At 69.0% G+C, this 20001-nt stretch carries 22 protein-coding genes; 19 read left to right on the top strand and 3 right to left on the bottom strand.

Going from position 1 to position 20001, the window contains the following annotated elements:
• The first annotated feature begins 57 nt into the window (after positions 1 to 57).
• The 12 genes from ACIBH4_RS18785 (at position 58) to ACIBH4_RS18840 (ending at position 9821) form a co-directional block, all read left to right on the top strand.
• Positions 58 to 1437 carry an MraY family glycosyltransferase gene (locus tag ACIBH4_RS18785; protein ID WP_362504638.1) on the top strand — a complete coding sequence of 460 codons (1380 nt, stop codon included), beginning with the start codon at positions 58 to 60 and terminating at the stop codon, positions 1435 to 1437.
• Between the two features lie 152 nt (positions 1438 to 1589).
• A complete protein-coding gene (locus ACIBH4_RS18790) occupies positions 1590 to 2015 on the top strand; it encodes a hypothetical protein (protein WP_362767798.1) in 426 nt (141 codons plus the stop codon).
• Between the two features lie 72 nt (positions 2016 to 2087).
• The gene (locus ACIBH4_RS18795) at positions 2088 to 2303 is read left to right on the top strand and encodes an AtpZ/AtpI family protein (protein ID WP_343975662.1); all 216 of its coding nucleotides are present in this window, start codon (positions 2088 to 2090) and stop codon (positions 2301 to 2303) included.
• A gap of 67 nt (positions 2304 to 2370) precedes the next feature.
• A complete protein-coding gene (atpB, locus tag ACIBH4_RS18800; RefSeq protein ID WP_362504644.1) occupies positions 2371 to 3159 on the top strand; it encodes a F0F1 ATP synthase subunit A in 789 nt (262 codons plus the stop codon).
• Positions 3160 to 3224: 65 nt separating this feature from the next.
• Positions 3225 to 3449 (top strand): ATP synthase F0 subunit C, encoded by a 225-nt coding sequence (gene atpE, locus ACIBH4_RS18805; protein WP_362504647.1) that lies wholly within the window; start codon positions 3225 to 3227, stop codon positions 3447 to 3449.
• A 31-nt stretch (positions 3450 to 3480) separates the two neighbouring features.
• Positions 3481 to 4026 (top strand): F0F1 ATP synthase subunit B, encoded by a 546-nt coding sequence (locus ACIBH4_RS18810; RefSeq protein ID WP_362504650.1) that lies wholly within the window; start codon positions 3481 to 3483, stop codon positions 4024 to 4026.
• Positions 4027 to 4072: 46 nt separating this feature from the next.
• Complete coding sequence (locus ACIBH4_RS18815; RefSeq protein WP_362504652.1) at positions 4073 to 4882, top strand: F0F1 ATP synthase subunit delta; 810 nt, start codon at positions 4073 to 4075, stop codon at positions 4880 to 4882.
• A gap of 23 nt (positions 4883 to 4905) precedes the next feature.
• Positions 4906 to 6555, top strand: a complete 1650-nt coding sequence (atpA, locus tag ACIBH4_RS18820) for a F0F1 ATP synthase subunit alpha (RefSeq protein ID WP_362504655.1) — start codon at positions 4906 to 4908, stop codon at positions 6553 to 6555.
• A 3-nt stretch (positions 6556 to 6558) separates the two neighbouring features.
• On the top strand, positions 6559 to 7461 hold the full coding sequence (locus tag ACIBH4_RS18825) for a F0F1 ATP synthase subunit gamma (protein WP_362504658.1): 903 nt from the start codon (positions 6559 to 6561) through the stop codon (positions 7459 to 7461).
• Between the two features lies 1 nt (position 7462).
• Positions 7463 to 8890, top strand: a complete 1428-nt coding sequence (atpD, locus tag ACIBH4_RS18830) for a F0F1 ATP synthase subunit beta (protein ID WP_350948569.1) — start codon at positions 7463 to 7465, stop codon at positions 8888 to 8890.
• A gap of 68 nt (positions 8891 to 8958) precedes the next feature.
• The gene (locus ACIBH4_RS18835; RefSeq protein WP_362504661.1) at positions 8959 to 9366 is read left to right on the top strand and encodes a F0F1 ATP synthase subunit epsilon; all 408 of its coding nucleotides are present in this window, start codon (positions 8959 to 8961) and stop codon (positions 9364 to 9366) included.
• Between the two features lie 44 nt (positions 9367 to 9410).
• Positions 9411 to 9821, top strand: a complete 411-nt coding sequence (locus tag ACIBH4_RS18840) for a DUF2550 domain-containing protein (RefSeq protein WP_362504664.1) — start codon at positions 9411 to 9413, stop codon at positions 9819 to 9821.
• A 93-nt stretch (positions 9822 to 9914) separates the two neighbouring features.
• On the opposite strand, the gene ACIBH4_RS18845 is transcribed toward ACIBH4_RS18840, so the two are convergent.
• On the bottom strand, positions 9915 to 10505 hold the full coding sequence (locus ACIBH4_RS18845; protein WP_362504667.1) for a cob(I)yrinic acid a,c-diamide adenosyltransferase: 591 nt from the start codon (positions 10503 to 10505) through the stop codon (positions 9915 to 9917).
• 65 nt (positions 10506 to 10570) lie between these two features.
• On the opposite strand from ACIBH4_RS18845, the gene ACIBH4_RS18850 reads away from it, so the two are divergent.
• The 7 genes from ACIBH4_RS18850 (at position 10571) to ACIBH4_RS18880 (ending at position 18330) form a co-directional block, all read left to right on the top strand.
• Complete coding sequence (locus ACIBH4_RS18850) at positions 10571 to 13756, top strand: S41 family peptidase (protein ID WP_362504670.1); 3186 nt, start codon at positions 10571 to 10573, stop codon at positions 13754 to 13756.
• 94 nt (positions 13757 to 13850) lie between these two features.
• Complete coding sequence (locus ACIBH4_RS18855) at positions 13851 to 14969, top strand: ABC transporter ATP-binding protein (protein WP_362767795.1); 1119 nt, start codon at positions 13851 to 13853, stop codon at positions 14967 to 14969.
• A 2-nt stretch (positions 14970 to 14971) separates the two neighbouring features.
• The gene (locus ACIBH4_RS18860) at positions 14972 to 15769 is read left to right on the top strand and encodes an ABC transporter permease (protein ID WP_362505114.1); all 798 of its coding nucleotides are present in this window, start codon (positions 14972 to 14974) and stop codon (positions 15767 to 15769) included.
• Between the two features lie 154 nt (positions 15770 to 15923).
• Entirely contained in the window at positions 15924 to 17051 is a 1128-nt protein-coding gene (locus ACIBH4_RS18865; RefSeq protein WP_362767792.1) for a histidine kinase, read from the top strand.
• Complete coding sequence (locus ACIBH4_RS18870; protein WP_362504678.1) at positions 17048 to 17209, top strand: hypothetical protein; 162 nt, start codon at positions 17048 to 17050, stop codon at positions 17207 to 17209. Before ACIBH4_RS18865 ends, ACIBH4_RS18870 begins: the two co-directional genes overlap by 4 nt.
• Positions 17206 to 17799: a response regulator transcription factor gene (locus tag ACIBH4_RS18875; RefSeq protein WP_362505117.1), complete on the top strand. Its 594-nt coding sequence runs from the start codon at positions 17206 to 17208 to the stop codon at positions 17797 to 17799. Before ACIBH4_RS18870 ends, ACIBH4_RS18875 begins: the two co-directional genes overlap by 4 nt.
• Before the next feature lie 213 nt (positions 17800 to 18012).
• Positions 18013 to 18330: an STAS domain-containing protein gene (locus tag ACIBH4_RS18880; RefSeq protein ID WP_362504681.1), complete on the top strand. Its 318-nt coding sequence runs from the start codon at positions 18013 to 18015 to the stop codon at positions 18328 to 18330.
• A 93-nt stretch (positions 18331 to 18423) separates the two neighbouring features.
• Here ACIBH4_RS18880 and ACIBH4_RS18885 read toward each other — a convergent pair whose 3' ends face one another.
• Together ACIBH4_RS18885 and ACIBH4_RS18890 are read right to left on the bottom strand one after the other, a co-directional pair.
• Positions 18424 to 19029: a TetR/AcrR family transcriptional regulator gene (locus ACIBH4_RS18885; RefSeq protein ID WP_362504684.1), complete on the bottom strand. Its 606-nt coding sequence runs from the start codon at positions 19027 to 19029 to the stop codon at positions 18424 to 18426.
• 347 nt (positions 19030 to 19376) lie between these two features.
• Positions 19377 to 20000 (bottom strand): response regulator transcription factor, encoded by a 624-nt coding sequence (locus tag ACIBH4_RS18890; RefSeq protein WP_362767789.1) that lies wholly within the window; start codon positions 19998 to 20000, stop codon positions 19377 to 19379.
• Position 20001 lies beyond the last annotated feature (1 nt).

The raw sequence follows: 20001 nt of genomic DNA on the forward strand, positions 1-20001 counted from the left end.
GCTGTTCTGTGTCGTTTTCCGGTCACAGGTGGCCGGACTATCCGCGAAACTGGTTCCGTGCGCGAATACCTACTCATGGCGCTCGTCGCGGCCGCGGTGACGTACCTGCTGGTTCCCTTGATCCGCGTTTTCGCCGTTCGGATCGGCGCCATGCCCGAGGTTCGCAGCCGTGACGTGCACACAACGCCGACTCCCAGGCTCGGCGGCCTGGCGATGTACGGGGGCCTGGTCGCCGGTCTGCTGATCGCCGGAGAGCTGCCCTACGCCGGGGGCAAGCTGGCGGCCGAGGGCCAGGGCAAGACCGTGATCGCGCTGATCGCCGCAGGTGGCCTGATCACGCTGACCGGCTTTCTGGACGACTGGCTGGGAATGGACGCGCTGGTCAAGCTCGCCGGGCAGATCGGCGCCGCGGGGGTGCTCGTCACCTTCGGTGTCAGCCTGCCGTGGCTCCCGCTGCCCACCGCGCTGGGCGGGCAGACCATCCTGGACTCGACGCTGAGCCCGCTGATCACGATCCTGATCGTGGTCGTCATGATCAACGCGGTCAACTTCGTCGACGGGCTCGACGGGCTCGCCGCGGGGATCGTCGGTATCGCCGCCATGGCCACGTGGACGTACTCGGTGGCCCTGTCGAAGGACTACGGCAACACCAGCATCAACGCGACGGCGGTCATCGCCTCGGTGCTCATCGGGATCTGCCTCGGCTTCCTGCCGCACAACTTCCACCCGGCGAAGATCTTCATGGGCGACACGGGGGCGATGCTGATCGGCCTGGTCCTCGCCTCCACGATGATCCTGGTCACACCGCTCGACTCCAGCAGCATCAACCGTTTCCCCGTCATCCTTCCCCTGCTCGTGCCGGTCGCGATCCTGGTGCTCCCCCTGTTGGACCTGATCATGGCGGTGATCCGGCGCACGTCCAACGGCCTGTCGCCGTTCTCGCCCGACCGGGGGCATCTGCACCATCGGCTGCTGGACATCGGCCATTCGCACCGCCGCAGCGTCATGATCATGTACGCGTGGACCTTCCTGTTCGCCTTCGCGGTCGTGGCGCTGTCCATCGAGGGCGTCCCGCTCATCCTGTTCCCGCTCACCGTGTTGCTCGCGATCGGTGTGCTGGTGATGATGGCGCTGCCCCGCTGGCGCGCCCGCCGCGACCTCGGCGGGGCCGAGGGCGAGGCTGAGGGCGGAACCGAGGGGCGTGGCGGACTCGATCCCGCCCCTCCCACGGGTCCTACGGGTCCGGCGGAGGGGCCGGGGCGGCACGCGCGTCCTGGCGGGCAGCCGCAGCGGGGCAGGCCCCATCCGTATCCCTCGGAGGCGTCCGGACCCCGTTCGGCCGCCGCCGGCGACGACACGGCGACGCTTTCCGCGCTGCCCGACCTGTCGCTCAGCGCTCCCCGTCAGGGTTTCTCGAACTCTGAGACGCCGCTTTGAGCCGTTTCCGCCAACACCTTGATCGTTTACTTGAAACAGCAGGTAAAGGCGGCCTTCCGAGAGCTTGTGATAGCTTTCACTAACGGGTCCGGGGGCTAGCCGGATCTAAGACGTAGCAATCGCTCGCTTGATAACAGCCACAGGGAGTGCCGATGCAGGCCAACGACGTGCGCGTCCTCAAAGGGGCCGTGATACCCACCGCCGCCGCGGGCGTAATCGTCGTCCTCGCGGCGACCCTGCTCTCCGGTGGCAGGGGAGCGCTGGGGGCCGCGCTCGGCCTCCTGGTGGTGGCGGTCTTCTTCACGGTGAGCCTGGTCGCGGTCTCCTACGCGAGCAGGATCTCTCCCGCCATGATGATGGTCGCCGCGATCGTCACCTACGCGGTGAAGGTCCTGATCATCATGGCGCTCCTTAAAGTTTTCGAGAGCGCCACGGCCTTCGAGCCCCGAGCCTTCGGCTGGTCGGCGATCGTCTGCACCGTCGTCTGGACGGCCGGTGAGATGTGGGGGTTCATGAAGACGAAGATGCTCTACGTCGATCCGGGCGCGACCGTTCCCGGTCAGGGCGACCCTCGGTGAGGCGTATTATGACCGGGCGGCGGGGACCCGATATGACTAGTCATCTGCCTGGCTGCTATTGTCATGCCCGCAATGAGCGAACAAGAACGCAGGCCCGAGAGCGATGGCCGCGACTTCGCCAATGCTGCCTGGTCGGTTCCCAGTTACATTCTCTCCGGGATCATTCTGTACGGCGGCGGTGGTTGGTTGCTGAGCCGTTGGACCGGCGTGGCTGTGTTCACACCGATCGGAGTGATCGTCGGTGTCGTTCTCGCCATCTACCTGGTCTACCGGAAATACGGTCGCTGACCTCGCGCGGCGGTCGCTTCGCTGAGGAAGCAATCTTGATCCACTACCACGTTGAAGGGAACGCCGCGTGAAGGCGCTGACGGTCCTCGCCGCCGACGAGTTCAAGGCCCCCGGGCTTGAGCTGTTCGATCTCCCCCCGATCATTCCCGGCGTCGCCTGGTTCACCAAGCCGGTCCTGCTCGCCCTGCTGAGCTCGCTCCTGGTCATAGCCTTCTGCTGGTCGGCCTTCGCCAACCCGAAGCTGGTCCCCAGGGGCATCCAGAACATCGGTGAGGTCGGCTACACGTTCGTCCGCGACCAGGTGGCCCGCCCCTTCCTCGGTAAGGACGCCGACCGCTGGATGGGCCTGCTGCTGAGCCTGTTCTTCCTGGTCTGGATCTGGAACCTGATGGGGGTCGTCCCCTTCCTGCAGTTCCCGATCGCCTCGCACATCGCCTTCCCGATCGTCCTGGCGGGCAGCATCTACGTGCTGAAGATCTACCTGGGCATGAAGCACCAGGGCGGGCTCGGCTACTTCAAGAACATGATGTTCCCGCCCGGCCTGCCCAAGCCGATCTACGTGCTGCTCGCGCCGATCGAGTTCCTCTCCAACATGATCGTGGCGCCGTTCACCCACGCCGTGCGACTCTTCGCCAACATGTTCGCGGGCCACATCATCCTCGCCTTCTTCAGCGCCGTCGGTTTCTGGTTCCTCTTCGAGCAGCTCACGCCGCTCGGGGCTCCTGTGGGTGTCGTCGGCGTCATCATGACGATCGCGATGACCGGGTTCGAGTTGTTCATCCAGTTCCTCCAGGCCTTCCTGTTCGCGCTGCTCGCCGCGATGTACATCGGCGGCTCGCTGCACGCCGAGCACTAAGACCCTTCTCGTCCAGTTCAGACCGGTGAGACTCGTTCACCGGCCATCTTGTAAAGGAAACAGCAATGAACATCATCGCTGAGGTCTCCGGCAACATCGGTTCCATCGGTTACGGACTCGCCACCCTCGGCCCCGGCATCGGTGTCGGTCTCATCTTCGGTAACGGTCTGCAGGCCATCGCCCGCCAGCCCGAGACCTACGGCCTGATCCGCCAGAACATGCTGCTGGGCTTCGTGCTCGTCGAGGCGCTGGCCCTGATCGGTCTTGTCGCGCCGTTCATCTACGGCTGATCGAAAACACCTCTGACGGAAGGCTGCATCGATGACTACCGCAGCTAAGCTCCTGGCGGCCGAGGGCACCAGCCCGCTCATGCCGCACGTCTACGAGCTGGTCGTCGGCGGTTTCGCGTTCTTCGTCGTCCTCTTCGTCGTCGGTAAGATCCTCACCCCGCGCATCCAGAAGACCCTGGCCGAGCGGACCGACGCGATCGAAGGCGGCATCAAGCGAGCCGAGGACGCCCAGGCCGAGGCCCAGGCGCTGCTCAAGCAGTACAAGGACCAGCTCTCCGAAGCCCGTCACGAAGCCTCGCGGCTGCGTGAGGAGGCCCGCGAGCAGGGCGCGCAGATCAAGGCCGAGCTCCGCGAGGAGGCGCAGGCCGAGGCCCGCCGCCTGGTCGAGGCCGCGCACCTGCAGATCGAGGCCGACCGCCAGCAGGCGTTCGCCCAGCTCCGCACCGAGCTCGGCCGTCTGTCGATCGAGCTCGCCGGCCGCATCGTCGGGGAGTCCCTGGAGGACGAGGCGCGTCAGCGCCGTACCGTCGACAGGTTCCTTGAGGAGCTCGAGTCGAGCAGCGCGGCGGTCCGCTGATGACGCGGCGAACCGGGCGTGACGCGCGAGTGTCGGTGAGCAGCCGATGAGGGGCCTGAGCAGGGCCTCGCTGGCCGAGGTCGAAGAGCGCTTCAACGCCGTCGCGGGAAGCGCCGACCTCGGCACGCTGGCCGACGAGCTTTTCTCGGTCGCCGACCTGCTGGACCGTGAGCACGGGCTCCGCCGCAACCTCTCCGACCCCGCACGTCCCGCGGCCCAGAAGGCGCAGGTCGTACGGGTGCTGCTGGAGGGCAAGATCAGCGGTGCCGCGCTGGAGACGGTCATCGCGGCCGTGTCCGCGAAGTGGGCGCGCCTGGGCGACCTGGCCGACGCGCTGGAGCGCCTCGGCGTCATCGCCGCCGCGGCCGAGGCGGAGGCACAGGGCAGGCTCGACGACGTCGAGGACGAGCTGTTCAGGTTCGGGCGCATCACCGCCTCGAACCTGGAGCTTTACCGGACCTTGACGGCGCCGGCGGCCCCGGCACCGGCCAAGCGGGAGCTCCTGAACTCCCTCCTGGCCGAAAAGGTGGCCCCCACCACCCTGCGCCTGGTCATCCAGCTCGTGCTGCATCCGCGAGGACGTAGCCTGGACAGTGGGCTTGCCGAGTTCGGCAGGCTGGTCGCCGCCCAGCGGCAGCGCCTCGTCGCGGTGGTGCGCAGCGCCGTCGTGCTCTCGGAGGTGCAGAAGCAGCGTCTCGCCACGTGGCTGCGCACCTCGTACGGCCGCGACGTTCATCTGAACGTCGAGGTGGATCCGCGGGTGCTGGGAGGGTTCTCGGTCCACATCGGGGACGACCTCATCGACACCACCATCGCGGGACGAATCGAAGAAGTCCGCCGCCGGTTGGCCGGCTAGGCGAATAGGGAGACTGAAGAGAGATGGCGGAGCTTACGATCCGGCCGGACGAGATCCGGGACGCACTTGAGCGCTTCGTCCAGGCGTACGAGCCGGAAGGTGCCGCGCGCGAGGAGATCGGGACCGTCGTCGACTGCGGCGACGGTATCGCCCATGTCTCCGGCCTTCCCTCGGCGATGGCGAACGAGCTGCTTGAGTTCGAGGACGGCACGCGTGGCCTGGCACTGAACCTGGACGTCCGAGAGATCGGTGTCGTCGTTCTGGGCGACTTCAGCAAGATCGAGGAGGGCCAGTCGGTCCGCCGGACGGGCGAGGTCCTGTCCGTGCCGGTCGGCGACGGCTTCCTCGGCCGGGTGGTCGACCCGCTGGGCGTCCCCCTGGACGGCAAGGGCGCGATCGAGGCCGAGGGTCTGCGCGCCCTCGAACTCCAGGCCCCCTCGGTGGTCCAGCGCCAGCCGGTGAAGGAGCCGCTGCAGACCGGTCTCAAGGCGGTCGACGCCATGACGCCGATCGGCCGCGGCCAGCGCCAGCTGATCATCGGTGACCGTGGCACGGGCAAGACCGCCGTCGCCGTGGACACCATCCTCAACCAGCGGGAGAACTGGCTCTCCGGCGACCCCGACAAGCAGGTTCTCTGCGTCTACGTCGCGGTCGGCCAGAAGGGCTCCACGATCGCCCAGGTCAAGGGCCGCCTTGAGGAGGCGGGCGCGATGGAGTACACCACCATCGTCGCCGCTCCGGCCTCCGACCCGGCCGGCTACAAGTACCTCGCGCCCTACACCGGTTCGGCCATCGGCCAGCACTGGATGTACCAGGGCAAGCACGTCCTCATCGTCTTCGACGACCTGACCAAGCAGGCCGACGCCTACCGCGCGGTCTCCCTCCTGCTGCGCCGTCCGCCGGGCCGCGAGGCGTTCCCCGGCGACGTCTTCTACTTGCACTCCCGCCTCCTTGAGCGCTGCGCGAAGCTCTCCAAGGACATGGGGTCCGGCTCGATGACCGGCCTGCCGATCATCGAGACGAAGGGCAACGACGTCTCGGCGTTCATCCCCACCAACGTCATCTCCATCACCGACGGCCAGTGCTTCCTCGAGACCGACCTGTTCAACGCGGGTGTGCGTCCGGCCATCAACGTCGGTGTCTCCGTCTCCCGAGTCGGCGGCTCGGCGCAGATCAAGGCGATGAAGAAGGTCGCCGGCACCCTGCGTCTCTCGCTGTCGCAGTTCCGTGACCTGGAGGCCTTCGCCTCCTTCGCCTCCGACCTGGACGCGGCCTCCCGCGCCCAGCTGGAGCGCGGCCAGCGTCTGGTCGAGCTGCTCAAGCAGGCCCAGTACAGCCCGTTCCCCGTCGAGAAGCAGGTCGTGTCGGTCTGGGCCGGCACCACCGGTGAGCTCGACGACGTCCCGGTCGAGGACATCCGCCGCTTCGAGTCGGAGTTCCTCGACTACCTGGGCCGTGAGAACAAGGGCGTCTTCGACGGCATCCGCGAGACCCGTGACCTGTCCGACGACACGGTGACCGTCCTCAAGGACGCCATCACCGAGTTCAAGAAGAGCTTCGAGACCTCTTCTGGCGAGTACCTGGTCAACGACGAGCCGGTCGCCGCGCTCGGCGAGGGCGAGGTCGGCCAGGAGAAGATCACGAAGCGAGTCCGCTCGGTAGAGAAGAAGTAGCCGATGGGTGCCCAGCTAAGACTGCTGCGGCGGAGGATCAAGTCGGTCAAGTCCACGGCGAAGATCACCCGCGCCCAAGAGCTCATCGCCTCGTCCCGCATCGTCAAGGCCCAGCAGCGGATGCAGGCCGCGGTGCCGTACGAGCGCGAGATCACCCACGCCGTCACGAGCGTGGTCAGCAACACCACCGTCACCGACCATCCGCTGACGGTGGCCAAGGAGCAGGCCTCCAGGGCCGCCGTCCTGATCGTCACCAGCGACAGCGGCTTCTGCGGCGGCTTCAACGCCAACATCCTTCGCGAGGCGGAGGCGCTCGGCAACCTGCTCAGGGACAGGGGCGTCGAGCCCGTGCCCTACGTGACGGGTCGCAAGGGCGTCGCCTGGCACACCTTCCGCAACCGTGAGATGGGCGGGCAGTGGACGGGGTTCTCCCGTAAGCCCGCCTATTCCGACGCCAAGGCGATCGCCGGCACGCTGATCGAGGCGTTCTCGGACGACGACGGGGTGGACGAGATCCACATCGTCTCCACCGAGTTCGTCTCGATGCTGACGCAGGAGGTCGTGGTCAAGCGGATCCTCCCGCTGGAGGTCGAGGAGAGCGTGGAGGAGGCGTCCGACACGCCGCTTCCCTACTTCGAGTTCGAGCCCAACGCGGGCGAGGTCCTCGACACGCTGCTGCCGCGTTACGTGGAGTCGCGCATCTTCAGCGCGCTGCTCCAGTCGGCGGCCTCGGAGGAGGCCTCGCGCCGCCGGGCCATGAAGTCGGCCACCGACAACGCCAACGAGCTCATCCGCGTGTTCACCCAGCAGATGAACCAGGTCCGCCAGGCCGAGATCACCCAGGAAATCAGCGAGATCGTCGGTGGCGCGAACGCGCTGGCCGACTCCGCAGCGGGGAAAGAGTGAAATGACTGCACAGACTGTTGAGACCGGCGTGGGCCGCGTCGCGCGGGTCACCGGTCCCGTCGTCGACGTGGAGTTCCCCGTCGAGGCGATGCCCGAGATCTACAATGCCCTCAAGGTCGACGTCGAGCTCCAGGGCGAGGCGAAGGTCCTCACCCTGGAGGTCGCCCAGCACCTGGGTGACAACCTCGTCCGCGCGATCTCCATGCAGCCCACCGACGGCCTCACCCGTGGCGCCCCGGTGACCGACACCGGCGCGGCCATCTCGGTCCCCGTCGGCGACGTCGTCAAGGGCCACGTGTGGAGCACCCTGGGCGAGTCGCTGGACGTCGAGACCTCGTCGCTCCAGATCAGCGAGCGCTGGGGCATCCACCGCCCTTCGCCCTCCTTCGACACCCTTGAGTCGCGCACCGAGATGCTGACCACCGGCATCAAGGTCATCGACCTGCTCACCCCGTACGTGCAGGGCGGCAAGATCGGCCTGTTCGGCGGCGCGGGCGTGGGCAAGACCGTTCTGATCCAGGAGATGATCCGCCGGGTCGCCCGCAACTTCGGTGGCACCTCGGTGTTCGCCGGCGTCGGCGAGCGCACCCGTGAGGGCAACGACCTCTGGCTGGAGATGGAGGAGGCGAACGTCCTCAAGGACACCGCCCTCGTCTTCGGCCAGATGGACGAGCCCCCGGGCACCCGTCTGCGCGTCGCGCTCTCCGCCCTGACCATGGCGGAGTACTTCCGTGACGTCCAGAAGCAGGACGTGCTGCTGTTCATCGACAACATCTTCCGGTTCACCCAGGCCGGCTCCGAGGTGTCCACCCTGCTCGGCCGTATGCCGTCCGCGGTGGGTTACCAGCCGACGCTGGCCGACGAGATGGGTGTCCTCCAGGAGCGCATCACCTCGACCCGCGGTCACTCGATCACCTCCATGCAGGCGATCTACGTCCCCGCGGACGACATCACCGACCCGGCCCCGCACAACGCGTTCGCGCACCTCGACGCGCAGACCGTTCTCTCGCGGCCGATCTCGGAGAAGGGCATCTACCCCGCGGTGGACCCGCTCGACTCCACCTCGCGGATCCTCGACCCGCTGATCGTCGGCGAGGAGCACTACCGCGTGGCCCAGGAGACCAAGCGGATCCTGCAGAAGTACAAGGAACTGCAGGACATCATCGCGATCCTCGGTATCGACGAGCTCTCGGAAGAGGACAAGGTCACCGTCAACCGGGCCCGTCGTATCGAGCGTTTCCTGTCCCACCCGATGTACGCCGCCGAGGCGTTCACCGGTCAGCCCGGCGAGAACGTCCCGCTGGACGAGACGATCGCCTCGTTCAAGGGTCTGTGCGCCGGCGACTACGACCACCTGCCCGAGCAGGCGTTCTTCATGGTCGGCGGCATCGACCAGGCCGTGGCCAAGGCCAAGGAACTCGCCCGCTAGTCGCCTTCGGTGCCGGTACGGTCATGCGGCCGTACCGGCGCCTGGTTCGATAAGGAACTGGAGAGAAAGTGGCGAAGCTGCGAGTAGGCGTCGTCTCCCCGGAGCGTGAGATCTGGTCCGGTGAGGCCGACATGGTCATTGCCAAGACCGTCGACGGTGAGATCGGTATCATGCCTAAGCACGCGCCCGTGCTCGGCGTTCTCGTCGAGGGCGGGTTGCTGAAGATCAAGCGAGGCAACGGCGAGGCCGATCTCGTCGCCGCCGTCCACGGAGGGTTCCTCTCGGTGGCCGACGACGAGGTGTCGGTTCTGGCCGAGGTGGCCGAGCTTGGTTCCGAGGTCGATGTCGCCCGCGCGAAGAGCGCGCTGGAGCGGGCTCAGGCCTCGGTCGAATCCGACCAGGAAGCCGCGGACGCGGCCGCCGGGGCGAGGCGTGCCAGGGCCCGGTTGCGCGCGGCTGGGGAAGAAGTCGGATAAATTCTGCTTCTTAGGCTGTACGCGCTTTTGGGGGGCGAGCAGACATGGTGGTGGATGTTCTCATCGTGCTGGGGCTGCTCGTCGCCCTCCTGGGCCTGCGGGTTCTGATACTCACCCGCTTCCGGGGATCGGTGCTCTGTTGCCTGCGCCCCCTGTCGAAGAAGCGAGGCTGGCGGGTCGGGGTGGCCCGCTACGCCGACGGCCACCTCAACTGGATTCCGCTCATAGGTCTGCTCCCAAGGCCGCGCCACGTCATCGTGAGGCGCGGCCTTGTGGTTTCCGGAAGGCGCAAGGTCGGGTCCGGTGAGTTCTTCGGGTTCATCGAGGGCGTGACGGCGATCGAGTGCCGCAACGGGCAGGACGCCTTCGAGCTCGCGATGGGATACCGGGCGCTGACGGGCTTCGTCGCCTGGCTGGAGTCCGCCCCGCCCAGCGCCTACCTCGACGTCGCCTGACTCACCTGCTCGCCAGGGCCGCCGGGCCGGCCGCGATCCTCGCTCCCCGTGTGTGCCGACGGGTTTTCCGTAGGGATCTGTCGGTGCTCGTTCTCAGCGGGTGCCGCCGGGCTTCCAGAGGATCTCGTCGCCGCCCGCGGCCACCCGGCAGAGGATGAACATCAGGTCACTCACCCGGTTGAGGTACTTCGCGGTGAGCGGGTTGACGTCGTCGTGGGCCTCCATGGCCGACCAGGCGGTCCGCTCGGCCCGCCGGACCACGGTCCTGGCGACGTGGAGCGCGGCCACGGCCGGGGTGCCGCCGGGCAGGATGAAGCTGCGCAGCGGCGTGAGGCGTTCGTTGAACTCGTCGCACCGCGCCTCCAGCCAGTCGATGTAGGAGGACTCGACCCGCAGCGGCGGGAACTCGGGGTTCTCCACGACCGGGGCGCACAGGTCGGCCCCGACGTCGAACAGTTCGTTCTGGATCCGGCTGAGAACGGCGGTGATGTCCGCCTCCAGGGTCCCCGCGGCGAGGGCGACGCCGATCGCGGCGTTCGCCTCCTCGACGTCCGCGTAGGCGGCCAGGCGCGGATCGGTCTTGCGAGTGCGGCTCATGTCGCCGAGCGCGGTCGTGCCGTCGTCCCCGGTACGGGTGTAGATCTTCGAGAGCACTACCGGGTTGTCTCTGTCAGCTCGCGTCATGAGGTTCAGCGTATCGGCAGGAAAACCATCCTGTTTAACCTGATAGAGGACCATATGATTTGTCGATGGTTTCTGGTTTCTACCTGCGATTCCCCCACATCTCCCACGAGACGCTCACCTTCGTCGCCGACGACGACGTGTGGGCGGCCCCGGCGGACGGCGGCCGTGCGTGGCGTCTCTCCTTGGACCGGGCCCCCGCGAGCCACCCTCGTCTCTCGCCAGGCGGCACCAGGGTCGCCTGGACCGGTGTCCGCGACGGCGCTCCCGAGGTCTACCTGGCGGATCTGGAGTCCGGCTCCGCGGAGCGGCTGACCTACTGGGGAGACGCGCGGACGCGGACGCGCGGCTGGACGCCGGACGGCGAGGTCCTCGCGATCAGCGCGACCGGCCAGCCGTTCACTTCGCAGACCTGGGCCTACGCGCTCGGTGAGGGACGCGTCGAGCGGCTGCCGTACGGCCCGGTCAACGACCTGTCGATGGCGGGGGGCACCGCAGGGGACACAGTGGCGCTGCTCGCCGGAGGGCTTCCCCGCGACCCCGCGGTCTGGAAGCGCTACCGGGGCGGCACCGCGGGGCGCCTGTGGGTGCGGCGCGGCGACGGTGACTTCACCCGGATCCTGGCCGACCTGAACGGCCACCTCGCGAGCCCGATGCTCGTCGGGGGGCGGCTCGTCTTCCTCTCCGACCACGAGGGCATCGGCAACCTCTACTCCTGCGACCTGGACGGCGGCGGCCTGCGCCGCCACACCGACCACGAGGTCTTCTACGCCCGGCACGCCACCACCGACGGGACCCGGATCGTCTACCAGAACGCCGGAGACCTCTACCTTCTGGACGACCTCGACGCCGAGACCCGCAAACTCGACGTCACCCTCGGCTCCCCGCTGCGCGGGCGGCAGCCGTACCAGGTCAACGCGGGCAGGCGGTTGCACGACCTGGCCGTGGACGCGACCGGGCGCGCCAGCGCGGTGGAGGTCCAGGGAACGGTGCACTGGGTGACGCACAGGGACGGCCCGGCGCGGCAGCTCAGCGACGGCCTGTCGGCGGGACGGCCCCGCATGCTCGGCGACGACCGCGTGGTGTGGGTCTTCGACGACGGAGAGACGCAGGGGCTGGAGATCGTCCCGGCGGGGGGCGGGGAGAGTCGCAGGATCGCCGTGGGGACGCTGGGCGAGGTCGGCGACCTCGCCGTCGCGCCCGACGGGAACACGATCGCGGTGACCGCCAGGAACGGACGGCTGCTCCTGGTCGACGTGGCCTCCGGCGAGGCCGTGGAGCTGGCCAGCGCCGAAGGGGAGATCCACGGCCCGACCTGGTCACCCGACTCGGCCTGGCTGGCCTGGTCGCACCCCGACGGCCCCCAGCTGCGCAGGATCAGGCTGGCGAGGGTGGCGGACCGGGTCGTCACCGATGTCACCGACGGCCGGTTCGTGGACATCTCACCCGCTTTCGCGGGGGACTATCTGGCGTTCTTGTCGCGACGCGGCTTCGACCCGGTCTACGACGCGCACTCCTTCGACATGTCCTTCCCTTTCGGCTACCGGCCCTACCTGGTGCCGCTGTCCGCGTCCACGCCGTCCCCGTTCGCGCCCAGCGCCGCGGGAAGGGCGGCCGACCCCGACTCGGACTCGGGTTCCGGCTCTGATGACGACGGCAAGAGGGACGGCGCGCTCACGGTGGATCTGGAGGGCATCGCCGCCAGGGTCGTGCAGGTTCCGGTGCCAGAGGGCCGCTACTCGGACCTGTGCGCGGTCAAGGGCGGGTTCGTCTGGCTGAGGGAGCCGCTGGCGGGGGAACTCGGCGAGGACAGGGACGAGGTGGGCGGCGAGGCGCCCCGCCCGGCGCTGGACCGCTACGACCTGGTCAAGCGCGAGTGGAAGGAAGTGGTCGACAAGCTCGACTGGTACCGGGTGAGCGGTGACGGCACGCAGCTCGTCGTCAGTGACAAGGGTACGCTCACGGTCCGTCCCGTCGGGGGCAAGCAGGGCGGCAAGAACGGTGACGACGCGACCGTCGACCTGTCCAGGATCCGGATCACCGCCGACCCGCGCATACTGCGGCGGCACGCCTACGCCCAGGCGGGCCGCAGGATGCGCGCCGACTTCTGGGTCGAGGACATGGCCGACGTCGACTGGGAGAACGTGCTGGAGGAGTACCGGCCGCTGGTGGACCGGGTCGCCACCGCCGACGACTTCGCCGACCTGCTCTGGGAGGTCCTGGGGGAGCTGGGCAGCTCGCACGCCTACGTCGACGCCGCTCCCTGGGGCTACCCGGCCTCCGAACCGGTCGGGCTGCTCGGCGCCGACCTCTCCAGGGGCGACGACGGCCGCTGGCAGGTGGACCGGGTGCTGCCCGCGGAGTCCTCCGACGTGCACGCCCGTTCGCCGCTCGCCGGTCCAGGGGCGGGGGTCCAGCCGGGAGAGGCGCTGCTCGCGGTCGACGGGCGCCCGGTGCCGTCGGAGGGACCCGCGCGGCTGCTGGTCGGCGCCGCCGACAAGCCGGTCGAGCTGACCCTGGGCGGCGGGCGGCGGGTGGTCGTCACACCGCTCCGCGACGACCGGCGCCTGCGCTACCAGCACTGGGTGGCCGGGTGCCGGGCACGGGTCAGGGAGCTCGGCGGCGGACGCCTCGGCTACCTGCACATTCCGGACATGGTGGCCGAGGGCTGGGCGCAGTTCCACCGAGACCTGCGCAGGGAGATGACCTTCGAAGGGCTCGTGGTGGACGTACGGGGGAACCGAGGCGGCCACACCTCCGAGCTGGTCATCGAGAAGCTGATCCGCCGGGTCATCGCCTGGGACCTGCCCAGGGGCATGACCCCGATCACCTATCCCGAGGACGCGCCGCGCGGCCCGCTCGTCGCGATCACCAACCAGAACGCCGGATCCGACGGCGACATCGTCACCGCGGCCTTCAAGATCCACAAGCTCGGGCCGGTGGTGGGCACCCGCACCTGGGGAGGCGTCATCGGCATCGAGGACGACCACCGCCTGGTCGACGGCTCGCGCATCACCGTGCCCAAGTACTCCTTCTGGTTCGAGGAGCTGGGCTGGGGTGTGGAGAACTACGGTGTCGATCCCGACGTCGAGGTCGACATCACCCCCGACGACTGGGCGCAGGACAGGGACCCGCAGATCGAGGAGGCGGTACGGCTCGCGCTGGCCGCGCTGGAGGAGCGTCCGGCGGCGACCCCGCCCGATCGCTCCACCCGGCCCTCCCGGCGGCGTCCCGCGCTGCCACCCCGCCAGTAGTTGACATTTGTCACCCGGAACACCGTAAAGATCACCGTTTTCCGGTGATATCCACGACTACCTGGTCAAATGCCGGACGACGACGATTGTCGTCATGAGAACACCACAGGTGACGGACCCGCCGGGCCTCGACAGTGTGATCGAGGTCGGCGGGCTCCGGCAGGCGTACGGCGACTTCGAGGCGGTGCGCGGCGTCTCCTTCGACGTCCCGAGGGGCGAGTTGTTCGCCCTGCTCGGCACGAACGGTGCGGGCAAGACCACCACCGTGGAGGTCCTGGAGGGTTTCAGGGCTCCCACCGACGGCAGCGTCCGGGTGCTCGGGCTCGACCCGGTCAGGCAGCGCCGGACGCTGCGGCCCCGTGTGGGGATCATGCTGCAGGAGGGCGGCTTCCTCGGTGACCTCACGGTCGCGGAGACCGTCGGCCTGTGGGAGGGACTGAGCCGCGACACGGGCCGCACCGCCGCCTCTGCGAGGACGTTCTCCCTTCCCGGCCGGCGCAGGGGCACGGATCCGGGGACCATGGACGCGCTGGAGGCGGCCGGGCTGGCCAGGAAGGCGAGGACCAGGGTCCGGCAGCTCTCCGGCGGCCAGCGGCGCAGGCTTGACCTCGCACTGGCGGTGATCTCCCGGCCGGAGGTGCTCTTCCTGGACGAGCCGACCACCGGCATGGACCCCGAGGCGCGTCGCGCCACCTGGAAGGTGATCGAGGACCTGCGGGCGGGGGGCACCACGGTGCTGCTCACCACCCACTACCTGGAGGAGGCCGAGCGCCTCGCCAACCGGCTGGCCATCATGCACGAGGGCCGGATCCACCTCCAGGGCACCGTCGAGGAGGTGGTGGCCGGCTCCGGCGACCGGATCTCCTTCCGCCTTCCCGGCATCTCCTGGACCTTCGGCGAACTGCCCCCGCTGGACGGCGTATCCCCCGTACTGACCTACGGCGGCGACACGGGCGATACGGGGGTCGCCTACACCCTGACCGGCGCGCGGGCGGAGGCCCGCGCGCACGCGGCGGTCCGGCTGCTGCTGGACTGGGCCGACGCGCGGGGCGAGACCCTGGAACGGCTGGCCGTACGTCGGGGAACCCTGGAGGACGTCTTCCTGCGGGTGGCAGGGGAGGCGTCGCCGGCCGGGGATGCCGGAGATGACGGTACGGATCGGCGGGCCGACGGCGGGCCGGTGGCGGCGGGACCGGCGAGAAGGGGCGAGTGACCATGAGAACCGACGTGCTGCACGCGATCAGGCTCGCGAGGATCGATCTCACCCTGGTGAGCAGGAACACCACGGTCCTGTTCAACGTGCTCCTGCTGCCGCTGCTGATGGCCTGGCTGTACACCCAGGCGGTCGGCGCCGAGAAGATCGGCGGCGTGGACGGAAGGCTTTTCGTCCTGGCCGGGCTGCCGGGGGTGCTGCTGGTGTTCGCGGTCTTCGTCAACCTGGTGAACTCCTTCACCGCCCGGCGCGAGGAACTGGTGCTCAAGCGGCTGCGCGCGAGCCAGCCGTCGGGGCCGGCGATCCTCGGCGGCGGCGCCCTCGGGGCGCTCGTGCTCTATCTCGCCCAGGTAGCGCTTCTGGCCGTCTGGATGCGGCGGGCCGAGGGGGTCACGGTGGCGAACGTGCCGATGCTCGTGACCGTCGCCGTCCTGGGGGTCGCGCTGTTCTGCCTGCTCGCCGCCGCCTTCTCCGGCCTCACGCCGAACGCCGAGCTCGCCCAGGTCACGGTGCTGCCGGTGCTCCTGCTCGTGCTGGTCGGCGCCCCGATCGCGTTCCCCGCGGACACGCTGCCCGGCGCGCTGGGCCATATCGCCGGCCTGCTTCCCGCGACCCCGATCGTGGAGATCGCGCGCACCGCCTTCCTGGGCGGTGACCACATCTCCGGGGGCGGTGAGGCGCTGAGCATGGGCGGGCAGTGGGTGGCCGCGCTGCCCTCCTTCGCGAACCTGCTGGCCTGGATCGCGGTGGCCGGGCCGCTGGCACGATGGCTGTTTCGCTGGGAACCCCGGCACGGCTAACGTGCATAACGAAATGCCGGCCGACTTCGCGAGACAAGGGACGAGGCGCCTCGCACGCCTCGTCCCCTTCGCGTTCTCCACACACCGTGCCCCCGCCGTCCCTTCCGCGCTTTCCGCGAGAAGGCGGCGCTCGTCCGTCCAGCGGCTCCGCCGGATGACCATCTTCTCCCTCACCCTGGGCCTCGTCCTCGCCTGGATCAGCCCTCTCGCCGAGCTGGCGGACGAGGGTGAGGAAATCAGGCTCTCGCTGCTGACCGTCGGGGTGCCGGGCCTGGTGATCTTCAGTTTCCTGTATCTGAGGGTCATCAAAGCGGCCGTGGACGGCACCGGCGCGCGAGGCGAGATCATCGCCTCGGCCGTGGTCGCGGTGGTCCTCATGCTGACCCAGGACGGCGGTCCCTGGTCCTGGGGGCTGCTCGGCCCGGCGTGGGTGTCGGGCGCCGCGCTGCTGCTCGGCAGGTCCGCCACGATCGCCGTCACCGTCGCGGCGGCCGCCGCCGGACTGTTTCTCGTGTGGCCGGGAGACGGATTCGCCGAGGTGTTCGCGGCACCGAACGCGGAGAGTCACCTGCCCGGCCTCGGCGCCTACCTCGGGGTGGCCGCGGCGGCGCCGTGGTCGAACCGGTTCCAGCTCTGGTTCTGGCAGCTGTTCAGGGCCGCGGAGGAGGGCAAGGAGGCGCGGGCCAGGCTCGCCGTCACCGAGGAGCGGCTGCGCTTCTCCCGCGACCTGCACGATCTGGTCGGGCACAGCCTCTCCGCGATCGCCGTCAAGAGCGAGGTGGCCTCCAAGCTGTCGGGGGTGGACGCCGGGCGGGCGGCCAGGGAGATGGACGAGGTGAGGACCCTCGCGCGGCAGACGCTCAAGGAGATCCGCGCGGCGGTGCGCGGTTACCGGACGGTCGACCTCACCGCCGAGCTGCGCGCGATGACCGCGGTGCTGGAGGCGGGCGACATCCGCTGCACCCTGGAGACGCCGCGCGAACAGGTGCCCGAGGGGACGGCCACCCTGCTGGCCTGGGTGGTGAGGGAGGGCACCACCAATGTGCTGCGGCACAGCTCGGCCACTCGGTGCCGTATCACGATCACCCTCCGCGAGGGAGATGCCGTGCTGGAGATGACCAACGACGGGGTGAACGAGGACAGGGCGGACGGCCGGGGCGGTACCGGCCTCCTCGGGCTGTCGGAGCGGGTCGCCGCCGTCGGCGGGACCGTCACGGCGGGCCCGGGCGGTCCCGGGACGTTCAGGCTGCGGGCGACGATCCCGCTGGAGGGAGAACGATGATCCAGACGATGGCCGCCGTGCCTGGCTGTCCCGCCGTCTCGTACCGTCTCGCCGTGCCGGGCCGTCCGGTCGAGGTGGGGCGTCCCGGTGGGGTGAGTGGTCGGGTCGAGGTGGGGCGTCTCGCCGTGCCGGACTGTCGGGCCGAGGAGGCATGGTGATCCGGATACTGCTCGCCGACGACGAGCACCTGGTCAGGAAGGCGATCGCCACTCTGCTCGGCCTGGAGCCGGACATCGAGGTGGTGGCCGAGGTGGCGAGGGGAGACCTGGTGGCGGCGGCAGTGCTGGAGCACCGGCCCGATGTGGTCGTGCTGGACATCGAGATGCCGGGGATGGACGGGCTGAGCGTCGCCGAGACGCTGCGGGGCCACGCGGTGCTGATGCTGACCAGCTTCGGGCGGCCCGGATACCTGCGGCGGGCGCTCGCGGCAGGGGTGCGCGGCTTCGTCCCCAAGGACGCCTCCGCCGACGAGCTGGCGACGGCGATCCGCAAGGTCCACGCGGGTGGGCGCTATCTCGACCCGGAGATGGCCGCCTCGGCGATGATGGCGGGGGAGAGCCCTCTCACCGAGCGCGAGCGCGGCTCTTTGGAGCTGGCCGCGCAGGGCGCCTCGGTCGCCGAGATCGCCGCCGCGCTCCACCTCACCCAGGGCACCGTACGCAACTACCTGTCCAGCGCCATCACCAAGCTGGGGGCGACCAATCGGATCACCGCGATCCGGGCCGCTCAGCAAAAAGGTTGGCTTTAAACGCGTTTTCTCCTTCGAATCGGGCAAGGGACTCCCGTGTTCGCCGGAAGATCGACGTCAGGGACGAGGGAGATTCGCGCCTTCTTGCAGGCGGTGACGACCTTCTTCTGCGCGGTGACATCGGATGAACGCGACGCGTGACCGGTCGGCAGGTGACGCGTCGCCGTGGTGCCGGGCCGGTTTCTCCGTGGCGGCCGGGCGTGAGGAGGAGGCATGCGCGTCTCTGGTAACCCCCGGGCCCAGGTGGTCGGCGTCGGGAGTCGTCTCGACGTGGGAACCGTGGCCCAGGTGCGCCCGCGACTGCACGAGGCGGTCGACTCGGGGCGGGGCGACCTGATCGTAGATCTTTCCGGGTTGGAAATGATCGACGCCACCGGTCTTGGGGTGCTGGTGGGCACGCATCGCCGCGCTGTGAGCGCGGAACGCCGTCTCATCCTGCGGAGGGTGCCGCCCCGGATCATGCGGGTGCTGGCGGTGACCCGGCTCAACCGGGTCCTCACCGTCGAGCTTCCCGTGGCCGCGGTGGCCTGATCCGGAAGGTCGCCGGAGTTCGGGGAGCCGGCGGCACCGGAGCACGATGTCGGAGGACGGGCACGGCGGGCCCGCCCTCGTCTTACGCCGCGATCAGGTCACGAAGGCCCTTTGGAAGATGTGCGTGGCGGTGTCGATGAGCCTGGCGACCGGAGGTGGGTCGTCGGCCAGGACCCACTCGATGAGCAGTTCCTGGATCGCCCCGATCATCCCCAGCGCGAGGAGGTGTTGGTTGGCCTTCGTCGCCTCCGGCAGGTCGGCGACGTTCGACTCGATCGTTCTGGTGAGGGCCGCGACGGCCGACTGCCTGGAGGTGAGGAGGCAGTCGCCCGCCCGGCGGACCTCCAGATGCATGATCTGCGCGCGACGCCTGTCTTCGGTGACGAAGCCGATGTAGCTGGTGATTCCCGTCCGGACCCGGTCGGCCAGGGTGTCGGGGGCCTGCTCGATCGCTTTCGACATCGACTCCAGCGTCTCGTGCACGCATCGGTTGTACACGGTCTGCATCAGCTCCTCGCGTCCTGAGAAGCACTCGTAGAATGCGCGGTTGGAGATACGTGCCTCGGCACACAACCTCTCGATCGTCGTTTCGGGGAATCCGGGTTCGGAGAAGAGGGTGTACGCCGCGGAGATCAAACGCTCCCGGCGCTCCTCAAGTCGCTCCTCCGCTGACATTCCCCGGTAGGACCGTCCATTCATGTCAAGCTCCCACAGATCAGTGCGAGGTTGACAGATACTCGCTTTATCACTTCCACCTCATGGCTCTGGCCCCCGGAATCAACCATTATGGGTGCAAGATCCTTTTTGTGGAAGAGTCACTATGTTATTTCTTGCATTATCCGTGTAAGAAGGTGACATGTCTGAGTAGTCGGTCAAGGTGTTTTCGGCTGTGGCGGAATGGTGGGGTTCGTCGCGGGCGGCGCGGGAAACTCCGGCTCCGGGTCGCGAACCTCGGGGCGCCGTTCTGTTCGAAGGCCGCTCGGCCTCAAGAGCGAAGCCCACCTCACAAGAGCGGCCGGGATGGCGCCGGCTCCGATGGGGACCGTCTAGCGAGTGAGCAGGCCCCGGTCCAGAGCCGTGGTCACGGCGGCGGTGCGGCCGGAGACGCCGAGCTTACCGAAGACACGTAGCAGATGGGTCTTGACCGTGGTCTCGCCGATGAACAGGGCCCTGCCGATCTCCGCGTTGGTCAGCCCCCTGGCCACCAGGGAGAGCACCTCCGTCTCGCGCGGCGACAGCGACTCGGTCACCGGAGCCCGCATCCGGGTGACCAGCCTGGTCGCCACCGACGGCGACAGGACGGTCTCCCCGCGCGCCGCCGAGCGGATCGCGGCGAGCAGGTCGGCCCTGGAGGTGTCCTTCAGCAGATAGCCCGCCGCGCCGGCCTCGACCGCCCGGACGATGTCGGCGTCGGTCTCGTAGGTGGTCAGCACGATCACCCGGCTCTCCGGTCGCCCGGTGAGGATGCGCGAGGTGGCGCTCACCCCGTCCCCGTCCGGCATACGCAGGTCCATCAGGATCACATCCGGGGTGAGCTCCCCTGCCCGTACGACGGCCTCATCCCCGGAGGCCGCCTCGCCCACCACCGTGATCCCGGGGTCGGCCTCCAGCATCCCCCGAAGGCCCTCGCGGACCACCGGGTGATCGTCGACGATCATCACGCGAAGCATG

The organism is Streptosporangium sp. NPDC050284, assembly GCF_044459525.1.
In the GTDB taxonomy this organism is placed as follows: Bacteria; Actinomycetota; Actinomycetes; order Streptosporangiales; family Streptosporangiaceae; genus Streptosporangium.